Source organism: Dehalococcoidia bacterium (assembly GCA_030648205.1).
GTDB lineage: Bacteria > Chloroflexota > Dehalococcoidia > JAUSIH01 > JAUSIH01 > JAUSIH01.
This window is the reverse complement of sequence record JAUSIH010000049.1, coordinates 1-22,178: the sequence shown is the minus strand read 5'-3', so window position 1 is coordinate 22,178 and position 22,178 is coordinate 1. Positions and strand designations below refer to the sequence as shown.

The window sequence follows — 22,178 nt, the reverse complement described above, 5'->3', positions numbered from 1 at the left end:
CGCTATAGTGAGAATCGGGTCTACTAACCCTATTGTGCGCCCTGTCCTTTTCCGACGCGTTACGGGAATGTTACGTGTTTGTAAAATCTCACCCTTTTTCAATGTGCCCCGGCGGGCCGGACCCCGTCTGGCGCTACTTGAAGGCGACTGCCGGGACAGGCGTCGGCTGGGCCGCGGGGCACGCCTCAATTATTTTGAGCACAAGGCCCATTATGAATCCGAAAGGTTTCACGTCTGTTGCGCCGACGTTACGAGTGGGTTAACAACCGGACGGCGCACAATGTCGGGGCCGACCGTGGCCTTTGACCGGGTACTGCTCACAGGCGCAGGCATCGCGGAGGCATGGACGTCATCGTGCGGGATATATAATTGAGTCGTATGACACACTGGCACGGCTCCCTGGCAGGGGGGGAAGATGACGAACGTCTGGGCAAGGTCTATGACCAGCAGGTGGTCATGCGCCTCCTCCCCTACCTCCAGCCTCACAAGCCGCAGCTTGCGTGGGGCACGGGCTTCATGCTCGTCGCCACCCTTACCGGCGTCGCCACGCCGTGGCTCATCGGCCAAGCGATTGACCGGTTCGTGGCCGCAAAGGACGTCCCCGGCCTGACCGCCATCTCGCTGGCCCTCGTAGTCACCGTTCTGGTGAACGCGGGGACATCCTACGCGCACCAGCTCCTGCTGGCCGACATGGGCCAGAAGGTGCTGTACGCCCTGCGGACCGGCCTGTTCGACCACCTGCAACAGCTTTCCCTCAGCTACTACGACCGCCACGCCGTCGGACGCGTCATGTCCCGCGTGCAGAACGATGTGCAGCAGCTTCAGGAGTTCGTCACCACGGCCATTATGACCGTGGGCGACTTCCTGGGCCTGGTCGGGGTGGTGGTCGCCGTGCTGCTTATGGACTTGCAGTTGGCGTTGCTCATCATGACCGTCATCCCTGTCCTGGTGGCCGTCATGGCCGTATGGCAAGGACACGCCCGCCGCGCCTACACCCGCGTGCGCACCGCCCTGGCCATGGTGAACGCCGCCCTGCAGGAGAACATCTCCGGCGTGCGCGTTGTCCAGAGCCTCCGGCGTGAGGAGGAGAACCTGCGGCGCTTCGATGAGACGAACCGCGGACATCGGGACGCTAACCTCCACTCCGCGCGCGTTTCGTCCGCCCTGTTCCCCCTCGTCGAGCTGCTGGTGGCTGTCGCCACCGCCCTCGTGCTCGTCGTGGGAGGCATGCGTGTGCTCCAGGGCGCGCTGGCCGTGGGCACGCTGGTCGCCTTCGCCCTGTACGTGCAGCGCTTCTTCGACCCCGTCCGCAACCTGACCATGCAGTACTCGGAGTTCCAGCGGGCCATGGTGGCGGGCGAGCGCATCTTCCGCCTGCTGGACACCAGGCCGGAGGTTGTGGACGCGCCGGACGCACGCGACCTACCGCCCATCCGTGGCGATGTCCGCTTTGAGGGCGTGCGCTTCAGCTACGTCCCTGAGGTGGAGGTGCTGCACGGCATCGATCTGACGGTCCGCCCCGGCGAGACGGTGGCCCTGGTGGGCCCCACGGGCGCGGGCAAGACCACCATCGCCGCCCTCATCGCACGCTTCTACGACGCAACTGCCGGCCGCGTCACCGTGGACGGCCACGACGTGCGCGCAGCGACCCGCCGCTCCCTGGCGCGGCAGATGGCCATGGTGCTGCAGGAGCCGTTCCTGTTCTCCGGGTCGGTCAGAGAGAACATCCGCTACGGCCGGTTGAACGCCACGGACGCGGAGGTTGAAGAAGCGGCGAAAGCGGTGGGCGCCCACGACTTTATCTGGCGGTTGGACAGAGGGTATGACACCTCCGTCGGCGAGCGGGGCATCAATCTGAGCACGGGCCAGCGCCAGCTCCTGAGCTTCGCGCGGGCGCTCCTGGCCGACCCGCGCATCCTCATTCTGGACGAGGCCACCGCCAGCGTGGACACGGGCACGGAGCACGCCATCCAGAGGGCGCTCAAGACGCTGCTGCGCGGGCGCACCTCCGTCATCATCGCCCACCGCCTCAGCACCGTCCGCGACGCCGACCGCATCGTGGTCATGGACGAAGGCCACATCGTGCAGGAGGGCCGCCACGCCGACCTGCTGGCCCAGGACGGCCTGTACGCCCGCCTCTGGAGCATGGCCTTCAGCGAAGTCGCGGCGTCCGACGACGACGGCGACGCCCCCGCCGAGCCATTCGCGGCGACCAGCCAGGCGCCGGAGCCTTTTGAGCCGCAGAGCGCATGAACGCCTCGGACGGGCCCGCGGCGGTCTACCACAGCCTGGACATCTCACCGGACGACATGATGTCGCTGCTGAGCTTTGACAGCTACCGGGCGCAGACGGGCTCCCCGCCAGAGGCGCGGCTCAGCTACGCGGGAATGGCGCGCCAGCTACATCTGGCAAGCGGGGCCGCGCCGACGCACGCGACGCGCGAGCAGGTCCAGGGCCTTGTTCAGGCGCTGCTTGGGAGGGCGGGGCCGGACACACGCGAAGGGGTCGTGCTGCTGGCCCTCCATCTGCGGTCGCTGCTTCTCTACCTGGGAAACGAGCCCGCGGCCTGCGCTCTCGACGACATGGCCGCGCCTTCCGAGGACACTCTGGTCCGCCTGCCCGGCTGGCTGGCCGTCGAGGCGCGCGAGCGCCTGTTCTGGACGCCCGCGCGGCTCGACGACGGCGGCCCCGCTATCTTTCGTGGGACGGGCGCGCGGGAGAAGACGCCCCGCCTGCGCGTGGGGCTGGTGGAGCAGGCGCGGATTGTCTGGGTGATGGCCGGAACGACGGGGGCCACCCTCTCCTGGGCGCTCATCACGGAGAGCATAATGGGCAGCCGCGTGCGCATGCGCGGGACGGTGGCTGTCCTGGCGGAGCAGACGCAACAGCACCAGGCCATCACCGGCATGGGCGAGTACGCCCTGCAGTTGGACACTCAGCCCGGCATCCGCTCGTGGTGGGTGGCTGTAGAGGAGTACCGGCCTCCGAAGGGGTCGGCGCCCGCCGGCCTGTAGGGCGACGCTGGCGTGGCGCTACGAGACCATCCCCCAGACCCCCGCCAGAGGGGACTTCGTCTCCTCTGGACTTCCCTACGCGAGACGCTCAGGCAGGGAGCTGCGTTCAAGGGTTAGAGGCGCTGAAGGCGCGACGCTAGCCGCTCGCGGTCTTCCGCGCGGAAGTAGCCGCCTCGTACACCGCCTGCGCCGTCCAGTCAATCTCATCTTCCGTGTTAAAGGCGTGCACGGCGAGGCGTGTGGCCAGAGGGAAGGTCACGCTGCGCCCCACGGCCCGGACGCGCTGCCATATCCCCTCGGTTATCTCCTTCGCCGGGACGCCTTCTACTGCAAAGGCGACGAGGCCGCAGCCGTCCGCGGGGTCGGCGGGACTGGTGAAGGTGAGGCCGGGGACGCGCGCAAGTGAGCTTCGGAGGCGGCGCGCCAGATAGTCAATGCGCTCGTGGATTGCGCCGACGCCTATGTCCTGGACGAGCCGGGCCGCGGCCACCATGCCCGCCCAGAGAGGAATACTCGTCGTGGACACCTCGAACTTGCGGACGCGGGACGTGTCCGGCACAAAACGGCCGCGCGCGTCGTACTCCAGCGCCGCGTGCGGCCCGACGATGGTCGGCAGGACACGCTCCACCAGTTCGCGCCGGATATAGACCGCGCCGACGCCGTCCGGCCCCAGGAGCCACTTCTGCCCGCCCACGGCGTAGAAGTCGCAGCCCAGCGCGTGCACGTCCACCGGCATCTGCCCCAGCGCCTGCACACCGTCCACCAGGACCAGCGCGCCCGCGCGGTGAGCGACGTCGCATATCTCGCGCAGGGGCAGGCGCAGCCCCGTGCAATACACGATGTGGCTGAGCGCCACCAGTCGCGTCGGCTGCCGCAGCGCGGCCTCGAACTTCGACAGGACGGCCGCGGGGCCGTCCGCCGTGTCGAGTTGAATGACCTCCACGTCCACGCCCACGGTGTGGCGCAGGTGGTAGCAGGGCACGAGGATGGACGGGTGCTCCAGGTTGCAGGTGACGATGCGCTCGCCGCGCTGGAGCCGCAGGCCGTTGAGCGCCAGGTTGAGCCCCTCCGTGGTGCACTGGGTCAGCGCGACCTCCTCCGGCGACGCGCCCAGCAGGCCCGCGAACGCGACTGTGCCCTGGGCCTGCACATCGTCCTGCTGCGTGCGGACGTGGGGCGCCGTCGGGCTTTCCTGGGCCTCGAACGCCATCTGGCGCGCGATGGCGTCCAGCACGGGCTGGGGCTTGGCGCCGGACCAGCCCCAGTTCATGTAGATGACCTGCCGGAGGGCGGGAATCTGGCCGCGCAGGGTGTCAACGTCCATGTTGCCCTCTCAGGAAGCGGAAGGATGGGAGTATTGTACTACGGCAGCCGCGGACCGCCCCGTGGAATATGGCATTCGTCGTCCCGGCGGGTGACGTGGCGGAGCGCGCGTCCGCCTCCGAAACCCCGCGCCGAATGCAGATATGCCGCGCATTCACCTGGCGCGGCCCCTTGCGCCTCCGCTTGCATTATCCCTGAAAAGAGAGTATTATAGGAGTCGGTGGTTCTGCGATGGTTCCTCTCCCCGACTCACCTCGGCTTGGATGACCTCCCCGGACCAACTATTGAAAGAAGGAGGTCATCATGAGCTACACTGACAAGACTATCACCTGCGTTGATTGTGGCGCGACGTTTACGTTTAGCGCCAGCGAGCAGGAGACTTTCGCACAGCGCGGCTACACGAACGAGCCCAAGCGTTGCTCGACGTGTCGCGACGCCCGCAAGGCCCAGCAGGGCAGCGGCGGCTACGGCGATCAGTCTCAGAGGCGCGAGATGTTTCCCGCCGTCTGTGCGACGTGCGGCAAGCAGACTCAAGTCCCGTTTCAGCCACGCGGCACCAAGCCCGTGTACTGCAGCGACTGCTTTCGCAAAGTCCCGCAGCAGTCCTACCGGTAAAGCCTAACAGCCCAAATCGGTAAGTGAAACAAGGGGCTATGGTTTTGTCCATAGCCCCTTGTTTTTTTCCGGGCAATAGCCGCTCTACAGAGCCTTGTGTTGACTTGTAAGCCGCTCAGGGTGAGCGGAATGGGGAATCGGTTTACGGATTAGCGCACTGTTGTGTAAAAGTCGCCACGACCCCAGGAAGGGAGTCTCCTTTGGACGTCAAACTTCGCGAGGGCGAGACGCAGGAGAGCTTGCTCAAGCGCTTCACAACCCTGGTCCAGCGCTCCGGCATCCTGCGGGAGGCGAAGAGCAAGCGCTTCTTCGTTTCCAAGGGCGAGGCCGCCCGCGAGAAGCAGCGCCGCGCCGCGCGCCGCCGCAGCCGCGTCCGCCGATTCCGCTAGAAGCGGGCACGTTCCCTTATATATCTCGGCGTATTGAGCCCGCCGTTCTCAATCGTTTGTGACCCATACCAGGTCCGCCAGAGATAGGAGTGCGCAACGTACCGTGGGATCATCTCGTATCCCACATTCGGCAAGCATTTCGGTCAAGGGGGGCAAGCTTATGTTCAACTCCAACGCAAAGCGGGAAAAGGATGCCTACCTGAAGAACGGGAAATGGAAGTGCGCGAAGTCCGGGACGGGTTCCCACCACTGGAAGAGTGATGTTCTCGGGAGTCTCACCCTGCTCTGCGTGCACTGCAAAGATCACAGAGTGTTCTCGCTTGATATCGCCCGGTCCAACCTTGGCTGGCAAAGCAGGAAGAAGAGCAGCATCGCGCCCGCCGCCGGGTAGCGGGGCCGCAAGGCTTCGCCTCGCCATCCCCCGCTCCGCGACCGACGGACGTCGCTAGCCGTCGGAGCCTGGTGTCTTATCTCGTTAATCCTTTGAACAAATCCCGTACTTTGCCGCTCGGAATTCAAGTCCTTGCTTAGATCAGATACCTCATCCGCCTGCGCCCCCCAGTCTCATTCGCTCCCCTCTCCCTTGACGAAGGGAGAGGGGGCACCAGGGGTGAGGGTCGCGCCCCGCCTAGAACAGCGTGTAGATGAACGGCCCCATGCCCGTGGCCTGGCCGAACACCATGAGCAGGCCGAAGAACAACAGCACGAGCACCATCGGGATGAGCCACCAGAGCTTGCGCTTCCAGAGGAACGTCAGAAGCTCGCCGACGACCGTGAACTTGTAAAAGAAGCTACGGATAGCGCGCACGGCTACTTTCCTTTCGTGATCAGGACGCGGTCTATCACCAGGGCGTCCATCTCGCTGCGGGTGAAGGTGCTCATGGCGTTCTGGGGCGTGTTCACTATCGGCTCGCCCCGCAGGTTGAACGAGGTGTTCAGGACCACGGGCACGCCCGTCGCCTGGCCGAACTTCTGAATGAGCCGGTGGTAGCGGGGGTTGGTGTCCTTGTGCACCGTCTGGAGGCGCGCCGTCCCGTCCACGTGCGTTATCGCCGGCAGCACGTCCTTCTTGCCCTCCTTCACGGGCACCACCAGCAGCATGTAGCGCGCGGGGTAGTGAGACGCCGCGTTCGGCAGATCGAAGAAGGTCTCCGCCTCCTCGGCGATGACCGACGGCGCGAAGGGTCGGAACGGCTCGCGGAACTTGATCTTGCGGTTGACGATGTCCTTCATCTCCGCGCGGCGCGGGTCGGCCAGGATGCTGCGATTGCCCAGCGCCCGCGGGCCGAACTCGAAGCGCCCCTGCATCCAGCCCACGACCTTGCCCTGGACCAGCATGTCCGTCACCCTGTCCAGCAGCTTCTCGTCGTCCTCGAAGCGCTCGTGGGCCACGTTGTTGTCACGGAGGAACTGGGCCGTATCGCTCGTCGAATGCTCGGCGCCCCAGTAGGCATGCTCCATGACGAACTGGCGAGGCTTGCCTAGCAGGGTATGGTAGGCGTACAGGGCCGCGCCCACGGCGGCGCCGCCGTCGCCCGCGGAGGGCTGGATGAACAGCTCCTTGATTCCCGTCTCGCGCAGGATGCGTCCGTTGGCGACGCTGTTGAGCGCGACGCCGCCCGCCATGCACAGGCGGTCCAGGCCGGTCTCCCGCTGCGCCTGCCGCGCCAGCTTGAGCATGATCTCCTCGGTGACCTTCTGGATGCTGGCCGCCACGTCCGCGTAGTAGGGGTCAATCGTCTCCTTGGCCTTCGGGTCGCGCGGCGTGCCGAAGAGCTGCTCGAACTTCTTGCCGATGGCCTTGCGCGTCGAGTGGTGGTAGGTGAACCAGCGCATGTCCATCCAGAAGCTGCCGTCCTCGGCCACCTTGATAAGCTCGTACACCTTGTCCATGTACCGGGGCTGGCCGTAGGGGGCCATGCCCATCACCTTGTACTCGCCCTCGTTGACCTCGAAGCCCAAGAAGGCGGTGAATGCGCTGTAGAGCAGGCCGAGGGAGTGCGGGAAGCGTATCTCGTGGAGCTGCCTGATGTCGTTGCCTCTGGCGACGCCCATGGTGGCGGTGGCCCACTCGCCCACGCCGTCCACCGTCAGGATGGCCGCCTCCGGGAACGGCGAGCACAGGAAGGCGCTGGCCGCGTGCGAGAGGTGGTGCTCGGAGAACAGGATGCGGTCGGCGGGGATGTCCAGCTTGTCCTTGATGAGGCCCTTGACCCAGAGCTTGTCCAGTAGCCATGTCAGCATGGACTCGCGGAAGAGGCCCCAGGACTTGGGAAAGGTCTGAAGAGTGGTCAGCAGAATGCGCTCGAACTTCAGGAAGGGCTTCTCGTAGAAGACGACGTAGTCCAGATCGCGGGACGAAATGCCGCCCTGCTTCAGGCAGAACTGGATGGCGTTGATGGGAAAGTTGTAGTCGTGCTTCTTGCGGGAGAAGCGCTCCTCCTCGGCGGCGGCTACAAGCTGGCCGTCCTTGAGGAGCGCGGCGGCGGCGTCGTGGTAAAAAGCGGAGATGCCCAGAATATACATGCTAGTACTGCTGCCGCGCCGCTTCCACGGTGCGCGGCCCGACGTCCTCCTCCCGTGAATGCCAGTTCGAGGCGTTGCGCCGCTTCATGCAAAGAGGGTCAGCGGTGGCCTTGAATATCAGCGCGATCGGGGCCACAGCGACGAAATAGAATACGGTGAAGAAGACCCGCCCCTGAAAGTTGCCAATCTTCTCGGCAACGAACAGCCAGCCGCGCCAGACCTTGAGCAGAAACGACTTCATCAGTCCTCGTTGAAGGTTACACGTCCGAGAAGGCAACAGAGGAATTGTATAGGAAAGGGCGCTGTACGTAAAGGCGCAGTAAAGAAGCTGCTAACGGTGGCTTTGCGCAGTACCGCGAAGGATGTTCTGCTCACTGATTGCTTGCGCTGTGACTGCGTGCCCACGTGGGGTCAGGTGGAAGTCGGGAATGTCGTACAAGCTTTCCCCCTTTTCGGCATGCTCGCGGAATATTGGTAGAAGTGAAAGGTAGTTTATTCCCTCTTGTTTCAGGACACCCTCAACCATTTGGTAGGGAATATCCCAGTCTATCGTTTCTCCTCTGAGGTCAGCGCAGCTTTCGGTTACTCGCGCCCGTTCCTTTGCGTATATTTGCACGTGTTGAGGTATCAGCACGACCGCAAATTGGGAGCCTCTCGCTTTTACCTCGTCACGAAGCGCGGTCAACAAAGCCCTTGTGACCGCTAAAGCTCTCTCTCTCTCTCTCGGAGTGTATCTCGCCGCGTCTGTTGCGAAGTAACGACAATACCACTCAGCCGTCGCGCCGGAAAATGGCGTGCTTGTTGGCCAAATCAATCTCACAAGGGGTAAGTAGACGCGGTCATGAAGAAGGACGTACACCTTGGAATGTTGACGAAGGCTTGTTATAACCTGTGACGCCAGACTTGCTGGACCTTCAGCAGGTTTCTCTGAAGCCTTATTTACAAGAGCCGGGCTGCCGTTCTCCTCCAGCTTGAAATACGGCTTGTGTACAGGCTGGCCAGCCCGTTCGAGAGGCTTAAAGTTGTCTGAAATATCGTTGCCGATAAAAAAGGCTAGCAAAACGAGGTCAGGTTGATACTTGTAGCCTTCTTGCAGGAAGTATAGGAATTCCTGGTCTGTACCCCAACCGGGAACAGCCGCTTGGACAATCTCTGACTTGTCTCCGAGCTCGCGTTGCAGGAGGGAAGTGAATAACTGTTGGTCACGTACCGGCTGTCCGGCAGTTCCTGACACCATCGAGTCGCCGAGCACAAGAATGCGAAAGGTATCAGGCCGTTTCTCCATGCTGTGTTCAGCGTCTCTGAACCCCGCGCTGTTTATGTGCACCCTGACTGATTCGCTACCTTGCGCGGGTAACAACGCATTCGTATTCGGTACGTACTTCCAGCCCAGTAATGAGTCTGGCTGAACAATTGCGTCTGGAGAGGAGGGTGGAATGAGGCGCAAGAAGGCCTCGCCGAGGAAAACCGCAAGGGTTGTCCCTATCATGGCGAGAGCGACTTTGCTCAGCACGTTTGTCTTTATCGCCAGTCCTCTCTGAACGTCACTTCAGTAGACGTTTGAAAAGACTTCTTCTCGCAACTATCGTCCGAGAAGACAGAGCGATTGTATAGGAACGGCCGTGGTACGTAAAGGCGCTCGTGTTGCAGCGGCGTGCCGGACATGGAGGATTGTGCGGAGACGCAGGCGGAACGCGGCGGCGGTCGCTGCGGGGCCTACCACCATATCTTGCCCTGGGTGGTCTCCTTGATCTGGCTGTAGTCCCTGCTCCACAGGCCCGTGCTCAGGTACTTCCACCCGCCGTCGGCCAGCAGACACACGATGTTGCCGCTCTCCATCCGCTGCGCCACGCGCTGGGCGGCGTGCACCACGGAGCCGGACGAAATGCCGGCGAAGATGGCCTCCCGCTCCATCAGGTCGCGCGTGGTCTGGAAGGCATCCTTGCTCTCCACCATCATGCGCCCGTCCAGCAGCGACAGGTCCAGGATGGGCGGGATGAACCCGTCCTCCAGCCGTCGCAGCCCCTGGATGGCGTCGTCCGGCGGCGGTACGACGGCGATGACCCGGGTGGCGCGGTTCTTCTCCTTGAGGCGGCGGGCCACCCCCATGAGCGTGCCGCCGGTGCCCAGGCCGGCTATGAACACGTCCACATTGGACAGGTCCTGAAGGATTTCGACGCCCGTGGTCTCGTAGTGGGCCAGCGGATTGGCCTTGTTGCCGTATTGGTACGGCATGAAGTAGAGGTCATCCTTGGCCAGCTCCTGGGCCACCTCGATAGCCCCGTTGGTCCCTTTGCCGCCGTCGGTGAGGATGACCTCCGCGCCAAACGCGGCGAGCAGTTGCCGCCGCTCCGCGCTGACGTTTTCGGGCATGGTGACCTTGACTTTGTAGCCTTTGTAGCGGGCGACCATCGCCAGGGCGATGCCCGTGTTGCCGCTGGTAGGCTCCAAGACGATGCGGTCCTTCGTGAGAACGCCCTCGGACTCGGCCTTCTCGATCATGTACTTGGCGATGCGGTCCTTGACGCTGCCCGAGGGGTTCTGGCCTTCCAACTTGGCGTAGATGCGGACGGATTCCTTCGGGCTCATGCGCTGGAGTTCCACCAGCGGCGTGCGCCCGATGGCTTCAATGATGCTGTTAAACCGCATAGCGCATATCACTTTGTGTCCCGCCGCGACGCCGCGGCGGGACACTGGTCAGTTCTGTGAGCACGACGACTGCTGTCTAACGGGAGGTCGCCCGGGTGACCTGCGGCGCCTCCAGATGCTGGGACGTCGGCAGGCCGCAGAACTCCTGATAGTCAATGAGCTGGTGAATTGTCGGATGGTCGCCGCATATGGGGCAGTTCTTGTCCCTGCGGATCTTCAGCGTGCGGAACTCCATGGTCAGGGCGTCAAAGAGCAGCAGGCGATTGACCAGCGGCTCACCGATGCCCACGACAAGCTTGATGGCCTCGATGGCCTGGATGGTCCCTACGATGCCGGGCAGCACGCCCAGGACGCCCGCTTCGGCGCAGCTCGGCACGGTGCCGGGCGGCGGCGGGTTCGGGTAGAGGCAGCGGTAGCAGCCCTTGCCGGGGACGAACGTCGTCGCCTGGCCTTCGAAGAGGAAGATGCTGCCGTGGACGTTGGGCTTCTCGCCCATCACGCAGGCGTCGTTGATGAGGTAGCGCGTGGGGAAGTTGTCCGTCCCGTCCAGCACCACGTCGTAGTCCTTGATGATGTCCATGATGTTCTCCGAGGTGAGCTGGGTGCGGTACGGGACAACCTTCACGTCGGGGTTGATGTCCCGAATGGTGTCCTGCGCGGAGTCCACCTTGGGCCGGCCCACGTCATGCACGTGATGCAGTATTTGGCGTTGCAGGTTGGAGAGGTCCACGGTATCGAAGTCCACGATGCCCAGCCTGCCCACGCCGGCGGCCGCCAGGTACAGGGCGGCGGGCGAGCCCAGGCCGCCCGCGCCGACCAGCAGGACGCTGGACTCCAGCAGCTTGCGCTGGCCCTTCCCGCCGACCTGCGGCAGGATGATGTGCCGGCTGTATCGCTTGATCTGATCTTCAGTGAACCTTGTCGTTGTTGTCGTCATTGCGCCGTCCTCGCTTTGCGCTGGAGCCGCATGGAGCGGCTACCATACTAAGTTAGATGCGGGTCGCTATTCGGTTACCCAAACTTGGAGTATAGATAGAGAGAACGCCCATGTCAAACCCGGGATTCTCTCCCGGAGACCTGGGCGTTCCTGTGATGTCCGTTGCTCAGGTTATGAAACGTAGGAGAGGGGTTGAGCTTCTCGCTCCGCCTGCCGCCGGGCTAGCTGCCCTATGCTGGTGGCTGCCAGCACCTGCTGGACTTTCTCCTCAACGGTCCGCCAGATCTCCTGCTGTGTACAGCGGTCCGACTTGGGACACTCCCGTGTCCCGTGAATACAATCAACGGGCGCCGCCGACTCCTCCAGGATGGACATCACCATGGACAGGGTGATCTGGTCCGGCTCCCTGGCAAGGATATACCCGCCGTGCGGCCCTCGCCGGCTGGCGACAATGCCCGCCTTGCGCAGGATGAGAAGGATCTGGTCAAGGTACGGTTCAGGAATGCTCTGGCGCGCGGCGATCTCCGCGGTCCGCACAGGCCCGCGCCCGTAGCGCTGGGAGAGGTCAACCAGCGCCCGCACGCCGTAGTCCACTTTCATCAGGACTTTCATGATGTCCGCCCCTTGAACCGTTAGCAACACACGAATTATAACACGCGAAGGTCAACAATTCAACGAGAACGCCTAGGGGGACGAGATACGGGGCGATGCGGCCGGAGCAGGCTTGCTTCCGGGGAGGTCGAAGTAGCACGTGTCGAAGTCGCAGACCTCGTCGGTCAGACCGAGCTCCAGGCACTCGCGCGGCGCGAGGAACCGGTCGCGGCCGGAATAGATAAACCGCTTCCACCAGGCGGCGCTGTGCTTGCCGGAGCGCCTGTACAGAAGCTCGCTCAGGACGTGCCGGTAGTTGGTGGCCAGCTTGTCCAGGTCCTTGAAAATCTTGTGCTCCTCCCCGCTGACGAACCAGGACGGGCTGTGCAGCATGAGAGTGGACAGGTAGCCCATGGAGCGCTTGTCGCCCGCCTGGAAGACGATGGCGCCCATCGAGTAGGCGTAGCCCGTGACCACGGTGTTGACGCGGATGCCGAAGTCCCGTTTGATTTTGAATATCATCTCCATCATGGCCAGGCCGGCGCCCACGGAGCCGCCGCCGGAGTTGATGAAGACGGTGATGGCGGAGTCTGGAAAGCCTCTGCGCTGGCCTCCCATGAGGAATATGGTCTTGGAGAAAGCCTCCGCCTCCTCGTCCGTAATGTCCCGGATGAAGTAGATGCCGAAGCGGTCCAGGGCCGCGCGTCGCTCCATGTACTCGTTGAGCATCGCGCCAAGGTCCGGCACTTGCATTTGCATGTCGGTTCCTCCTTACGTCAGCACATTCTATCAGGGAAGGCCCTTCCTGCACACGGCCTTTGACGGCGCAACCTTGCGGCCTCAGGGAGTACGCGAGGCCAGCGGCCTATACCTTTTGCGCGACCGACGACATCCGCGGGCTGAGCGCTGCCGGAATTGTGAGAGCGAAAACGACCACGAACATAAGCAGGGCTAGGACGTAGCTGTGCGTGGCGTCGTAAATAAGGGCGGTCGCTATGGGCGCGGGAATGCCGACCACTGTGTCCGCGATGCGCAGCATCCCCTGCACCTTTCCGAAGTTCTGGGTCCCGAACAGGTACCCCTGCACCACGTGCCGCACGGGCACGCAGCCGCCAAAGCCTATGCCGTAGAAGACGACCATCGCAATCATGCCCAGATCGCCGGGGACCAGGGCAAGCGCCAGGACGCCGACCAGCATGAGAGCAAACGTCAGTGCTAAGATGTAGCCCGGTTTGATGGTGTCGGCGAGGGTGCCCAACACAAGGCGGCCGGGCAGGCTGACCAGTGCAATCAGCGCGCTCACCGCTGCGGCGGTGGACCGGGAGACGCCGGAACTCTTTTCCAGGATGGGAATCAACTGCGAGAACAACCCTGTATGAACGAAGGAGAAGCTGCCGTAGGACACCATCAGGAGCCAGAAAGCCGGGTGCCGGAGCACGTCGCGCAGGGACAGGGACACCTCCGGGCCGCGCACCGCGTGCTGCGGCTTCGGTGCGGCATCAGAGACTCCATCCGGCTTCAGCCCGTACTCCTCCGGGCTCCTCCGATACAGAAAGCTGAACGGGACGATGATCGCCACGGAGATGATGCCCAGACCCCACATGGTGGCGCGCCAGCCAAAGGTGTCTATGGCAAGCACTACGAGAGGGATGGACAGTGACCACACGGGAGTCCCCATGCTGATGACGGCGAACGCCTTCCCCCGGTAGCGGTCGAACCACCGTGCGACGGCGATATTCGCCACGATGGGGCCGGAGACGCTGACGCCGAACGCCAGAATGAAGAAGCCTATGTAGAAAACAAACAACGACTGGGACAGCGCGACAATAACGGCGCCCAGCCCGAGGACGATGCCGCCCCCCAGCATGACGGGCTTGGGGCCGTACGCATCCACGAGGAAGCCCGCTATGGGCGTGCCGATGCCCGCCTCCGCCCGCAGGAAGACGAAGGCGACGGATATGGCGGCGGCGGAGGCGGCAAAGGAGACCTGAAGCGGCTCCAGGAACCCGCTGAACCCTGTGAAAAGGATGGTGTTGGGCAGGGCCGTGATGACCGCGAAGACGGTCATCCACCACCCGTAGTACAGCTTGGGGCGTGCACGCGCGAGCTGCGCGAAGATACTCATACGAGGGACAGCACCCCAGGCAGACGATCTCCTCCGCGGGCCGGTGTCATGCCGCCAGTGTACACCAAAGACGGTTGCCGCAAAGCCGGCGGGCGGTATACTATCAGCGTGCGCTGTGTGTCTTACATGCCTTCCGATGTGTCGTTTAGGTCTTTTCAAGAGTCGTTGTCCTGCTCTGTCATTCCGAGCGCAGCGAGGAATCTCCCCTTAGAACCTCTGTGAGGGAGACCCCTCGTCCTTCTCCGGAAGGACTCGGGGTGACAGGGAAGCCTTCGTCCATCTCGCTAGCCTCCTTTGCTAAGGTAGCGAGGCATTTTTGAAAAAGAGTTCGCCATGACGTGGGACCCATTCCGGCCTGACATCGAGTCGCTGCTGCGCCGCGCGCGTGTCAGCCGCTGCGACATGCTGCCCGAGGGGTCCAACTACGCCTTCCTTCTGACTCTCGTGGACCAGGAGCAGGGCGAAAGCCAGGCCGTGTACAAGCCCCGCGACGGCGAGACCCCCCTGATGGACTTCCCCTCCGGCACGCTGTACCAGCGCGAGTGCGCCGCTTACGTGCTGAGCAAAGCCCTGGGCTGGCCCTCCATCCCGCCCACAGTCGTTCGCGAGGGGCCGTACGGCATCGGCTCCGTCCAGCTCTACATTGACGCCGATTCCGAGGGCCACTACTTCACCTTCCGGGAGCGGCGCCTGCCGGAGCTCCGGCGCGTCGCCCTTTTCGACGTGCTGGCCAACAACGCCGACCGCAAGGGGGGCCACTGTCTGGAGGGCAAAGACGGAAGGGTGTGGTGCATTGACCACGGGCTGACGTTTCATGCTAGCTACAAGCTGCGCACGGTCATCTGGGACTTCTGCGACGAGCCTGTTCCTCCGGGTCTTCTGGCCGACCTGCGCACGCTCCGGCCCCGGCTCGAATCCCCGGATAGTCTGGCGAGCGCCCTGATGGAGCTTCTGACGCCGGAGGAGGTCCGCGCCCTGCGCCGCAGGCTGGACTTCTTGCTGGAAAAGGGCGCCTATCCGTCGCCGGGCCCCGAACGGCACTTCCCCTGGCCGCTGGTCTAACGCCGCTCCGGGCCAGTCGGGGGCGGCGGCCTGCGACCGCGCAACCATCCCGATGCAGTCGTCCACCAAGAGGGACGCCGCAGGCCCTCCAGCAGGAGCTTGATGGCGTCGGGTTCGCCCACCAGAAGAGGCGCGGACCACTTTTGAAGCGGGCCCAGGGCTTCGGGGCCTTCCATCGCGGGGAACTGCTCCATCGGACGCCATTGACGAGCGCCGCGTGCCGCCGAGCCGCCCCCGGCCGGGGGCATCGTCATGGCGCTGCGTCCGGCCTCCCGCACAAGGACCAGCCCCGCCGCCACGTCCCACGCGCGCGGCGAGCGGAAGTAGGCGTACTGGAAGACCCCGCACGCCACGTACGCCATCTCCGCGGCGATGCTCCCCAGGGTGCGCGCCTCCCAGGCGAGGCCGTCGGGACTCCGCAAGGCGGAGCGTCGCACGCGAAGAGGCACGACAGCCAGGCGGCTGCCGTCGGGAGGCGGGACTTGCGTCAGAGGCTGGCCGTCCACACGCATGCCGCCGCCCTCGCGGGCGTGGTACACCGCGGGCACGCCCCGATGTCCCACGGATGCGTAGATGGCCCCGGCCACGGGCTTTCCGTGCCGCAGCACGCCCACGGACACGGCGAAGAAGGGCAGGCCGTTAATAAAGTTGGCCGTGCCGTCCAGAGGGTCCAGCACCCACACAAAAGCGCCGGGCCGCTGCGTCGGGGACTGCTCCTCGCCCACCACGCTGTGGCCGGGGAAGCGCGCCGCTATGCCCTGGCGCAGGTGCTCCTCCGCCATGCGATCCAGCTCAGTGACGGGGTCCCGCTTGCCCTTCCCTTTGAAGTCAACGGCGGTCGGCTGGCCGAAGCGGTCCATCAGCATCCGCCCGGCCTCGCCGGCCAGGCGGGCGGCCACGGACTCGATTTCCGGCAGCAGGGGTTCGTCAGTTATTGGTCCCGCCACGCCTCACCTCTGCGCCTATGCTAGCAGGTTCTGGAGCGCCGGGGAACGACCTTGCCTTGACCATCTTTTGCGAGAAGCATAAAATGGACGGTCGAAAGGTCGTGGAAGTAATGGCGTCACCCAGCACCTCACCCCAGTCGGCGTCCTATATTGAGCGGCTGGTCTCCGCCGGCGGCGTCATCTACCGGATAGTGGATGGCCGCATGGAGGTGGCCCTGTGCGGACGGGGGGAGGGTGCTCTGTGGGCCCTGCCCAAAGGGACGCCGGAGCTTGACGAGACCATCGAGCAGACGGCGCTGCGCGAGGCGCGCGAGGAGACCGGCCTGCAAGTCGAGATAGAGGCGCCGTTGGGCAACATCACCTACTGGTTCCAGCACGACGGCACCCGGTGCTTCAAGACGGTCCACTTCCACCTGATGCGCCCCGTGGGCGGCGCGCTGGACAAGCACGACCCGGAGTTCGACGTCGTCCAGTGGTTCCCCGTGGACGAGGCCTTGCGCGTCATGACGTACGCGAACGAGACGACGGTAGTGCGCGCCGCCGTGGAACGGGTGCGGGGGAGCGCTCCGGTATGACCACTGTATCCGGCGAGAAGGTCGTGCTGCGGGAGAAGTCCATCACGGACGCCGCCCGCGACTTCGCGTGGCGCGCCGACGAGGAGCTGGCCGAACTGGACGCGGCGACGCCCCTTCGCATGGCGTTCCCCGAGTACCTGATGTTCTACGCGGAGGAGCTGGACTTTCCCACGCCTCGACGGTGCCGCTTCGCGATAGACACACTGGACGGCGCGCACATCGGCAACTGCATGTACTACGACCTCAACGAGGTGCAGGGCGAGTGCGAGATGGGAATCATGGTGGGCGACCGGAACTACTGGAACAAGGGCTATGGGACGGAGGCGGTCAACGCCCTCCTGACCCACATCTTCTCCACCACACGCATGCGGCGCGTGTACCTGCACACCCTGGACTGGAACCTCCGCGCCCAGAAGGCCTTCGAGAAGTCGGGGTTCGCACCCGTGGGCAAGCTGGCACGGGGCGGCAGGACATTCGTCCGCATGGAGATTACGCGCGCCCAGTGGGAGAGCAGGAAGCAAACGGCCCAGGCGCGGGCGGGGACGTCAGCGCGGGCTGAAGCACGCAAGTAAACGCGGCGTTCCGGCACGTGTGGCGCGCGTGTCGCCACGCCTGAAGGCCCCAATCAGAGAAGTACACAGGGTGACAGAGCGCGGTCGAGGCCGGAGGGGGCCACGGGGTAAGGTCACCGCCCCCGCAGGCGCGGGTCCAGCACGTCCCGCAGCGCGTCGCCGAGGAGATTGAACCCGAACACCGCCAGCGTGATGGCTGCGCCGGGATAGACCACCAGCCACGGCGCGCGCTCCGCGTACTGCCGCGCCGCGCCGGACAGCATGTTCCCCCACGTGGCGGTCGGCGGCGGCGGCCCCGCGCCCACGAAGCTGATGGACGCCTCCACGATGATGGCGTTGCCCACCGCGGCGGTCGCGACGATCAGGTACGGCGCAACGCACTGCGGCAGAATGTGCAGCGCCATGATACGCAGCGGAGACGCCCCCAGCGCGCGCGCGGCCTCCACGAACTGCGCCTCCTTCACCCCCAGACCCGCCGAGCGGACGATGCGGCTCGCCTGCGGGACAAGCACAATCGCAATCGCCAGCAGCACGTTGTTGACCGACGGCCCCAGCACGGAGGCGATCACCAGCGCCAGCACGAGGATGGGGAACGCCATGACGGCGTCAATGACGCGCTGCACCAGGGCGTCGAACACCCCGCCCACGTACGAGCTCACCAGCCCCACCACCGCGCCAAGCGTCGTGCCCACGGCCACCGCGCCGATGCCCACGTACAGCGACACCTGCGCGCCCCACAAGATGCGGCTGAGCTGGTCGCGGCCCAGGTTGTCCGTGCCCAGGATGTTCCCCGCCTGCGGCGGGAGGAACATCCGCCCGCGCAGGATGGCGATGGGGTCGTACGGGGCGATGACCGACGCGAGCGCCGCCACCGCGACCAGCGCCACGATCATCGCCGCGCCGATGGCCCCCAGCGGCTTGGCCCGCATGAAGCGTCCCAGGCCGCGCCAGACGCCGCCGCGTCGCCCCGCATGGCGGGGAAAGACAGACGCACTCAGGTCGGTGGATATCGCCATCGCCGTTCAGCCCTATTGATACCGGATGCGCGGGTCAAGCAGCCCGTACAGCAGGTCCACGAGCAGGTTGATCGAGAGGAACGCCATAGCGATGAGCACCACCGTCGTCTGCACGAACGGATAGTCCCGGTTCGACAGGCTGGTGATGAGTCCGCTGCCTATGCCCGGCAACGTGAACAGCCACTCCATGATCACCGTCCCGCCGAGCAGGTTGCCGAACTGGAAGGCGCTGACCGTGACGACGGGCAGCAGCGCATTGCGCAGCGCGTGCCTGACGACGACGGCCCGCTCCCGCAGGCCCTTGGCCCATGCCGTGCGGACGTAGTCCTGCCGCAGCACCTCCAGCATCTGCGACCGCGTCATCCGCGCCACGAGCGCCGCGTAAAAGTAGCCCATCGTCAGCGACGGGAACACCACAATCTGCGCGTTGCGCCAAAGGTCCTCCCACGGAGCACTCCAGCCCACGGGAGGCGTCCAGCGGAAGACGAGCACCAACGCCAGAATGATGAGGCTGCCCGTCCAGAACGGAGGGAAGGTCAGCCCTCCAATGCTCACCATGCGCAGGATGTAGTCCGGCGCGGAGTCCTGCCGCAGCGCCATCAGCACGCCCAGCGGCAGCGCCACGATGAGCGACACGACCAGCGCCACGAGGGCAAGCTCCAGCGTGACGGGCGCCCGCTGGACCAGCTCCTCGGCCACCGGCACATCGTTGTACAGCGACTTCCCCAGGTCGAGACGCGCGAGCTGCAGAAGCCACTGGCCGTACTGAATGTGGAGCGGCTCGTTCAGCCCCAACTCAACGCGCACCCGCGCCAGCTCTTCCTGCGTGTAGTGCCCTTCGCCGCTCGAACCCGCCAGGATGAGCACCGCGACGTCGCCGGGCAGCACGCGCAGCAGGCCGAACACCAGGAGCGAGACGAGGACAATGGTCGGAATGAACAGAAGGAGCCTGCGGATGATGTACCGATGCATGCGCTGCCGCTCCGGGGAGAAACTTGGTCAAGAAGGAGTGGGCCGCGCGGCCCACTCCTTCCCACGACCTACTGCTTGAACCAGATGGTCTCCAGCATGTAGTTGTCCCGCAGGACGCCGGGGTGCGTCCAGCCCTGCACCTCGGGACGGAGGGCGAGGAAGTACTTGGCGATAGAGATGGGAACGGAGGGCGCCAGTTCCCACAGGCGCAACTGCGCCTGGTCCATCAGCTTCTTCCGCTCCACGGGGTCCGTGATGGATCCCTGCTTGTCGAACAGCTCGGCGATCTTGGCGTCCTCAAATCCGGAGCGGTTTTCCAGCCCGCCCTTCATCCACGGGTCCAGCAGTGCGCTCGGGTCGTACATGGCGGCCACCGCAGCGCTGTCCGACATGTCGAACTTGCCTTCGCGCAGCGCGGGGACATACTCGCTGGGATAGGCGGCAGTCTTCGTCGTCGTCTTGATGCCTATCTTGCTCAACTGGTCGGACAGTACCGCGTAACGAGACACGTACACGGGCCGGTCCGCGACCAGCCAGTTGACCGTCAGGCCGTTGCCGTAGCCCGCATCCTTCATCAACGCCTTCGCTTCGGCGATGTCCTTATCGCTGGGACCGCGGATGGCCGGTATCTTGTCCTGCTCCGCCTTGGGAAGCGCCCAGGCCAGAGAGATGTCACCGGAGAAGTCGGATTGGAAGCCGGCGCCTTCCAGCGCGATGTCAATGACTTCCTTCTGGTTGACCGCCTTGGCGACGGCCTGCCGCACACGCGCATCCTTGAACGGGCCACTCTTGTTGTTCATCCACAAAATCCAGATGGAGGTGCTGGAATACTCGCTGATACGCGCGTCCGGCATCTCCTTCTTCAGCGTCCTGATCTCGGACACTTCCAGGCCACGCGTGGCGAAGCCGGTGAAATGCACGCGGCCCGTGCGGAACGCGGCGAACTGAGTGGACGCCTCCTTGATCTCAACCCATTTCACGCCGTCCAAATAGGGATACGGCTTGTTCCAGTAGTTGTCGTTGCGCGTCCACTCCACGGAGACGCCTTTGCGCCAGTCCTTGAACATGAAGGCGCCGGTGCCCACGGGCTTGTTCTCCAGCGCCTTCTGGTCAGCCGCAACGATGTGCGCCGGCACGATGGACGCCGGCGGTTGCATCAGCACCTCGCCCAGCCACGGCGCGGGTTTGCTCGTCTTGATGATAACCGTGCGCGCGTCCGGGACATCGACAGCGGTTATGATTTTCAAAACGCTCGTGAAGTTCGGTTGTATGCCACCCGTGGGCTTCATAATCCTGTCCAGGGTGGCCTTCACATCGGCGGACGTGAACGGCTTCCCGTCGCTCCAGGTGACGCCGTCGCGCAGCTTGAACTGCCACTCCGTGCCGCCCGCCTTCGCCTCCCAGCTCTCCGCCAGGTCGCCGATGAGCACGCGCTCCTTGGGCAGGCGGCTGGCGTCAATGCGCGTCAGTCGGTTGAACGCGGAGGCAAAGACCGGCTGGTTGACGGCGCTGCTCTCCTGCGCGGGGTCCAGCGTGCGCCCCAGGTCTGCGGTGTAGGCGACCAGGACGCCGCCGCGCCGTGCCGCGGAACTGGGAGTCGGTGTCGCCGGAGCCGCCGCGGGCGCGGGCGTCGGCGCGATAGGCACGGGGCGCAGGATTGCCGGCGTCGGCGTGGGCACCGCGACGGGCGCGGCGGGAGCAACAGGGGCTGCGGGAGCCGGAGCAGGGCTTGCCGCGGGCGCGCAAGCCGCCAGGAGAAGCGTCAGGGCTGCGATGGATGCGACAACAGGAGATTGGGGCCAGTGGACGTGCATGAGTCGAACCTCCATCTGTCTGTACGACGTGCGTGAGTCTGCCGACGAAAAGAGACCTGGCGCCATGTCCGCAAAGGCCTGCTCGCGTGGCTATGGTACGCGCGCCGACCCGCCTATGTCAATCTGCGTGCTCCTTTGCGTCGCCGCCGCGCAGGGCATATCATGAGGACATGAGCACTACACTACGACGCTTCGGGGTGGCCTCCGCCATGCTTGCCGCGCTCCTCCTCGCGGCCCTGCTGCCGATGGCAGCGCTTGCCCAGGGCTTACCGAACCCCACAGGCTATGTCAATGACTTCGCGAACGTGCTGTCGCCGCAGGCACGGCAGGGGCTGGAGCAGACGCTGCGACAAATACAGCAGGACACCACGGCGGAGGTCGTCGTGGTCACGGCGCCCTCCCTGGACGGGACCACTGTGGACGACTACGCGGTGCGGCTCTTCGAGCAGTGGAGGATCGGCAAGAAGGGCACGGACAACGGCGTCCTGCTGCTGGTCGCGCCGAACGAACGCGACGTGCGCATTGAGGTCGGCTACGGCCTGGAGCCGGTCATCACCGACGCCCGCGCCAGCCAGATCATTCGCAATCAGGTCCTCCCTCGCTTCCGAGAGGGCGACTACGACGGAGGCGTCACGGCGGCGGTCGCGTCCCTGGAGGGCTACGTCCGCTCCGGCGCACCTCCCGCGCCGCTGGAGGAGAACCCTGTCAAGAGCGGACTCGGCGACTGGCTATGGGTGTTCTGGCCCATCGCCCTCGTAACAGTGTACATGGCGGGGTTCATGGCCCGCAGCAAGACCGTGTGGCTGGGAACGATCTGGGGCGGAGCCGTCGGCGCGCTCGTCGGGCTGCTCATCGGCGGCGTTCTGGCCCTGGGCATGGCGGTCGTGGCGACGGCGCTCTTGGGCGCGGCCTTCGACTGGGTGCTCACCAAGACATACAAGACGCAGGTCCAGAGCGGGCGCCCCACGGGCTTCTGGGGCAGCCGCGGAGGCTTCCGGGGCGGCCCGTGGATGGGGGGCGGCTTCGGCGGTGGTGGCGGCGGGTTCGGGGG

23 protein-coding genes are annotated in these 22,178 nt (G+C 64.9%); 9 read left to right on the top strand and 14 right to left on the bottom strand.

Annotation, left to right across the window (positions count from 1 at the left end; genetic code table 11):
• Positions 1-378: 378 nt before the first annotated feature.
• Both Q7T26_06555 and Q7T26_06550 read left to right on the top strand, forming a co-directional pair.
• Entirely contained in the window at positions 379-2,253 is a 1,875-nt protein-coding gene (locus Q7T26_06555) for an ABC transporter ATP-binding protein (protein MDO8531813.1), read from the top strand.
• Entirely contained in the window at positions 2,250-3,014 is a 765-nt protein-coding gene (locus Q7T26_06550) for a hypothetical protein (protein ID MDO8531812.1), read from the top strand. Before Q7T26_06555 ends, Q7T26_06550 begins: the two co-directional genes overlap by 4 nt.
• A gap of 136 nt (positions 3,015-3,150) precedes the next feature.
• Here Q7T26_06550 and Q7T26_06545 read toward each other — a convergent pair whose 3' ends face one another.
• Positions 3,151-4,338 carry an aminotransferase class V-fold PLP-dependent enzyme gene (locus Q7T26_06545; GenBank protein MDO8531811.1) on the bottom strand — a complete coding sequence of 396 codons (1,188 nt, stop codon included), beginning with the start codon at positions 4,336-4,338 and terminating at the stop codon, positions 3,151-3,153.
• Between the two features lie 302 nt (positions 4,339-4,640).
• On the opposite strand from Q7T26_06545, the gene Q7T26_06540 reads away from it, so the two are divergent.
• The 3 genes from Q7T26_06540 to Q7T26_06530 all read left to right on the top strand — a co-directional run bounded on the left by Q7T26_06540 (position 4,641) and on the right by Q7T26_06530 (position 5,732).
• Positions 4,641-4,952: a zinc-ribbon domain containing protein gene (locus Q7T26_06540; GenBank protein MDO8531810.1), complete on the top strand. Its 312-nt coding sequence runs from the start codon at positions 4,641-4,643 to the stop codon at positions 4,950-4,952.
• Positions 4,953-5,152: 200 nt separating this feature from the next.
• A complete protein-coding gene (gene rpsU, locus Q7T26_06535) occupies positions 5,153-5,341 on the top strand; it encodes a 30S ribosomal protein S21 (GenBank protein ID MDO8531809.1) in 189 nt (62 codons plus the stop codon).
• Between the two features lie 160 nt (positions 5,342-5,501).
• Positions 5,502-5,732 (top strand): hypothetical protein, encoded by a 231-nt coding sequence (locus Q7T26_06530; protein ID MDO8531808.1) that lies wholly within the window; start codon positions 5,502-5,504, stop codon positions 5,730-5,732.
• Between the two features lie 237 nt (positions 5,733-5,969).
• Here Q7T26_06530 and Q7T26_06525 read toward each other — a convergent pair whose 3' ends face one another.
• From Q7T26_06525 to Q7T26_06485, 9 genes are all read right to left on the bottom strand, one after another.
• Positions 5,970-6,149, bottom strand: coding sequence for a DUF5989 family protein (locus Q7T26_06525; GenBank protein ID MDO8531807.1), 180 nt, complete (start codon positions 6,147-6,149; stop codon positions 5,970-5,972).
• Between the two features lie 2 nt (positions 6,150-6,151).
• Entirely contained in the window at positions 6,152-7,867 is a 1,716-nt protein-coding gene (locus Q7T26_06520) for a carbamoyltransferase (protein ID MDO8531806.1), read from the bottom strand.
• A gap of 1 nt (position 7,868) precedes the next feature.
• A complete protein-coding gene (locus tag Q7T26_06515) occupies positions 7,869-8,108 on the bottom strand; it encodes a hypothetical protein (protein MDO8531805.1) in 240 nt (79 codons plus the stop codon).
• Positions 8,109-8,198: 90 nt separating this feature from the next.
• Positions 8,199-9,380 carry an SGNH/GDSL hydrolase family protein gene (locus Q7T26_06510; protein MDO8531804.1) on the bottom strand — a complete coding sequence of 394 codons (1,182 nt, stop codon included), beginning with the start codon at positions 9,378-9,380 and terminating at the stop codon, positions 8,199-8,201.
• Between the two features lie 203 nt (positions 9,381-9,583).
• The gene (locus Q7T26_06505; GenBank protein ID MDO8531803.1) at positions 9,584-10,516 is read right to left on the bottom strand and encodes a cysteine synthase family protein; all 933 of its coding nucleotides are present in this window, start codon (positions 10,514-10,516) and stop codon (positions 9,584-9,586) included.
• Between the two features lie 76 nt (positions 10,517-10,592).
• Complete coding sequence (moeB, locus tag Q7T26_06500; protein ID MDO8531802.1) at positions 10,593-11,453, bottom strand: molybdopterin-synthase adenylyltransferase MoeB; 861 nt, start codon at positions 11,451-11,453, stop codon at positions 10,593-10,595.
• Between the two features lie 171 nt (positions 11,454-11,624).
• Complete coding sequence (locus Q7T26_06495) at positions 11,625-12,065, bottom strand: Rrf2 family transcriptional regulator (protein ID MDO8531801.1); 441 nt, start codon at positions 12,063-12,065, stop codon at positions 11,625-11,627.
• Positions 12,066-12,137: 72 nt separating this feature from the next.
• Entirely contained in the window at positions 12,138-12,803 is a 666-nt protein-coding gene (locus Q7T26_06490) for an ATP-dependent Clp protease proteolytic subunit (protein ID MDO8531800.1), read from the bottom strand.
• Positions 12,804-12,909: 106 nt separating this feature from the next.
• Positions 12,910-14,169, bottom strand: coding sequence for an MFS transporter (locus Q7T26_06485; protein MDO8531799.1), 1,260 nt, complete (start codon positions 14,167-14,169; stop codon positions 12,910-12,912).
• 333 nt (positions 14,170-14,502) lie between these two features.
• Between Q7T26_06485 and Q7T26_06480 the strand changes: the two genes are divergently transcribed.
• Positions 14,503-15,231 carry an SCO1664 family protein gene (locus Q7T26_06480; GenBank protein ID MDO8531798.1) on the top strand — a complete coding sequence of 243 codons (729 nt, stop codon included), beginning with the start codon at positions 14,503-14,505 and terminating at the stop codon, positions 15,229-15,231.
• On the opposite strand, the gene Q7T26_06475 is transcribed toward Q7T26_06480, so the two are convergent.
• The gene (locus Q7T26_06475) at positions 15,228-16,178 is read right to left on the bottom strand and encodes an inositol monophosphatase (protein MDO8531797.1); all 951 of its coding nucleotides are present in this window, start codon (positions 16,176-16,178) and stop codon (positions 15,228-15,230) included. The genes Q7T26_06480 and Q7T26_06475 overlap by 4 nt on opposite strands.
• Before the next feature lie 83 nt (positions 16,179-16,261).
• Here Q7T26_06475 and Q7T26_06470 point away from each other — a divergent pair, with 83 nt between their 5' ends.
• Complete coding sequence (locus Q7T26_06470) at positions 16,262-16,753, top strand: NUDIX hydrolase (protein ID MDO8531796.1); 492 nt, start codon at positions 16,262-16,264, stop codon at positions 16,751-16,753.
• A complete protein-coding gene (locus Q7T26_06465; GenBank protein MDO8531795.1) occupies positions 16,750-17,325 on the top strand; it encodes a GNAT family N-acetyltransferase in 576 nt (191 codons plus the stop codon). The genes Q7T26_06470 and Q7T26_06465 overlap by 4 nt, the downstream gene beginning before the upstream one ends.
• Positions 17,326-17,438: 113 nt before the next feature.
• On the opposite strand, the gene Q7T26_06460 is transcribed toward Q7T26_06465, so the two are convergent.
• The 3 genes from Q7T26_06460 to Q7T26_06450 all read right to left on the bottom strand — a co-directional run bounded on the left by Q7T26_06460 (position 17,439) and on the right by Q7T26_06450 (position 21,127).
• Complete coding sequence (locus tag Q7T26_06460) at positions 17,439-18,341, bottom strand: ABC transporter permease (protein ID MDO8531794.1); 903 nt, start codon at positions 18,339-18,341, stop codon at positions 17,439-17,441.
• Positions 18,342-18,353: 12 nt separating this feature from the next.
• Positions 18,354-19,313 carry an ABC transporter permease gene (locus tag Q7T26_06455; protein MDO8531793.1) on the bottom strand — a complete coding sequence of 320 codons (960 nt, stop codon included), beginning with the start codon at positions 19,311-19,313 and terminating at the stop codon, positions 18,354-18,356.
• Between the two features lie 68 nt (positions 19,314-19,381).
• On the bottom strand, positions 19,382-21,127 hold the full coding sequence (locus Q7T26_06450; GenBank protein MDO8531792.1) for an ABC transporter substrate-binding protein: 1,746 nt from the start codon (positions 21,125-21,127) through the stop codon (positions 19,382-19,384).
• A gap of 170 nt (positions 21,128-21,297) precedes the next feature.
• Between Q7T26_06450 and Q7T26_06445 the strand changes: the two genes are divergently transcribed.
• Positions 21,298-22,178, top strand: an 881-nt coding sequence (locus Q7T26_06445) for a TPM domain-containing protein (protein MDO8531791.1), incomplete at its 3' end; no start/stop codon positions are given.

Coding starts and splice junctions, on each gene's coding strand:
- Q7T26_06545 (MDO8531811.1), bottom strand. CDS start 4,338: ATGGACGTTGACACCCTGCGCGGCCAGATTCCCGCCCTCCGGCAGGTC.
- Q7T26_06550 (MDO8531812.1), top strand. CDS start 2,250: ATGAACGCCTCGGACGGGCCCGCGGCGGTCTACCACAGCCTGGACATC.
- Q7T26_06480 (MDO8531798.1), top strand. CDS start 14,503: ATGACGTGGGACCCATTCCGGCCTGACATCGAGTCGCTGCTGCGCCGC.
- Q7T26_06515 (MDO8531805.1), bottom strand. CDS start 8,108: ATGAAGTCGTTTCTGCTCAAGGTCTGGCGCGGCTGGCTGTTCGTTGCC.
- Q7T26_06490 (MDO8531800.1), bottom strand. CDS start 12,803: ATGCAAATGCAAGTGCCGGACCTTGGCGCGATGCTCAACGAGTACATG.
- Q7T26_06505 (MDO8531803.1), bottom strand. CDS start 10,516: ATGCGGTTTAACAGCATCATTGAAGCCATCGGGCGCACGCCGCTGGTG.
- Q7T26_06520 (MDO8531806.1), bottom strand. CDS start 7,867: ATGTATATTCTGGGCATCTCCGCTTTTTACCACGACGCCGCCGCCGCG.
- Q7T26_06465 (MDO8531795.1), top strand. CDS start 16,750: ATGACCACTGTATCCGGCGAGAAGGTCGTGCTGCGGGAGAAGTCCATC.
- moeB (MDO8531802.1), bottom strand. CDS start 11,453: ATGACGACAACAACGACAAGGTTCACTGAAGATCAGATCAAGCGATAC.
- Q7T26_06555 (MDO8531813.1), top strand. CDS start 379: ATGACACACTGGCACGGCTCCCTGGCAGGGGGGGAAGATGACGAACGT.
- Q7T26_06540 (MDO8531810.1), top strand. CDS start 4,641: ATGAGCTACACTGACAAGACTATCACCTGCGTTGATTGTGGCGCGACG.
- Q7T26_06470 (MDO8531796.1), top strand. CDS start 16,262: ATGGACGGTCGAAAGGTCGTGGAAGTAATGGCGTCACCCAGCACCTCA.
- Q7T26_06485 (MDO8531799.1), bottom strand. CDS start 14,169: ATGAGTATCTTCGCGCAGCTCGCGCGTGCACGCCCCAAGCTGTACTAC.
- Q7T26_06455 (MDO8531793.1), bottom strand. CDS start 19,313: ATGCATCGGTACATCATCCGCAGGCTCCTTCTGTTCATTCCGACCATT.
- Q7T26_06530 (MDO8531808.1), top strand. CDS start 5,502: ATGTTCAACTCCAACGCAAAGCGGGAAAAGGATGCCTACCTGAAGAAC.
- Q7T26_06460 (MDO8531794.1), bottom strand. CDS start 18,341: ATGGCGATATCCACCGACCTGAGTGCGTCTGTCTTTCCCCGCCATGCG.
- Q7T26_06450 (MDO8531792.1), bottom strand. CDS start 21,127: ATGCACGTCCACTGGCCCCAATCTCCTGTTGTCGCATCCATCGCAGCC.
- Q7T26_06495 (MDO8531801.1), bottom strand. CDS start 12,065: ATGAAAGTCCTGATGAAAGTGGACTACGGCGTGCGGGCGCTGGTTGAC.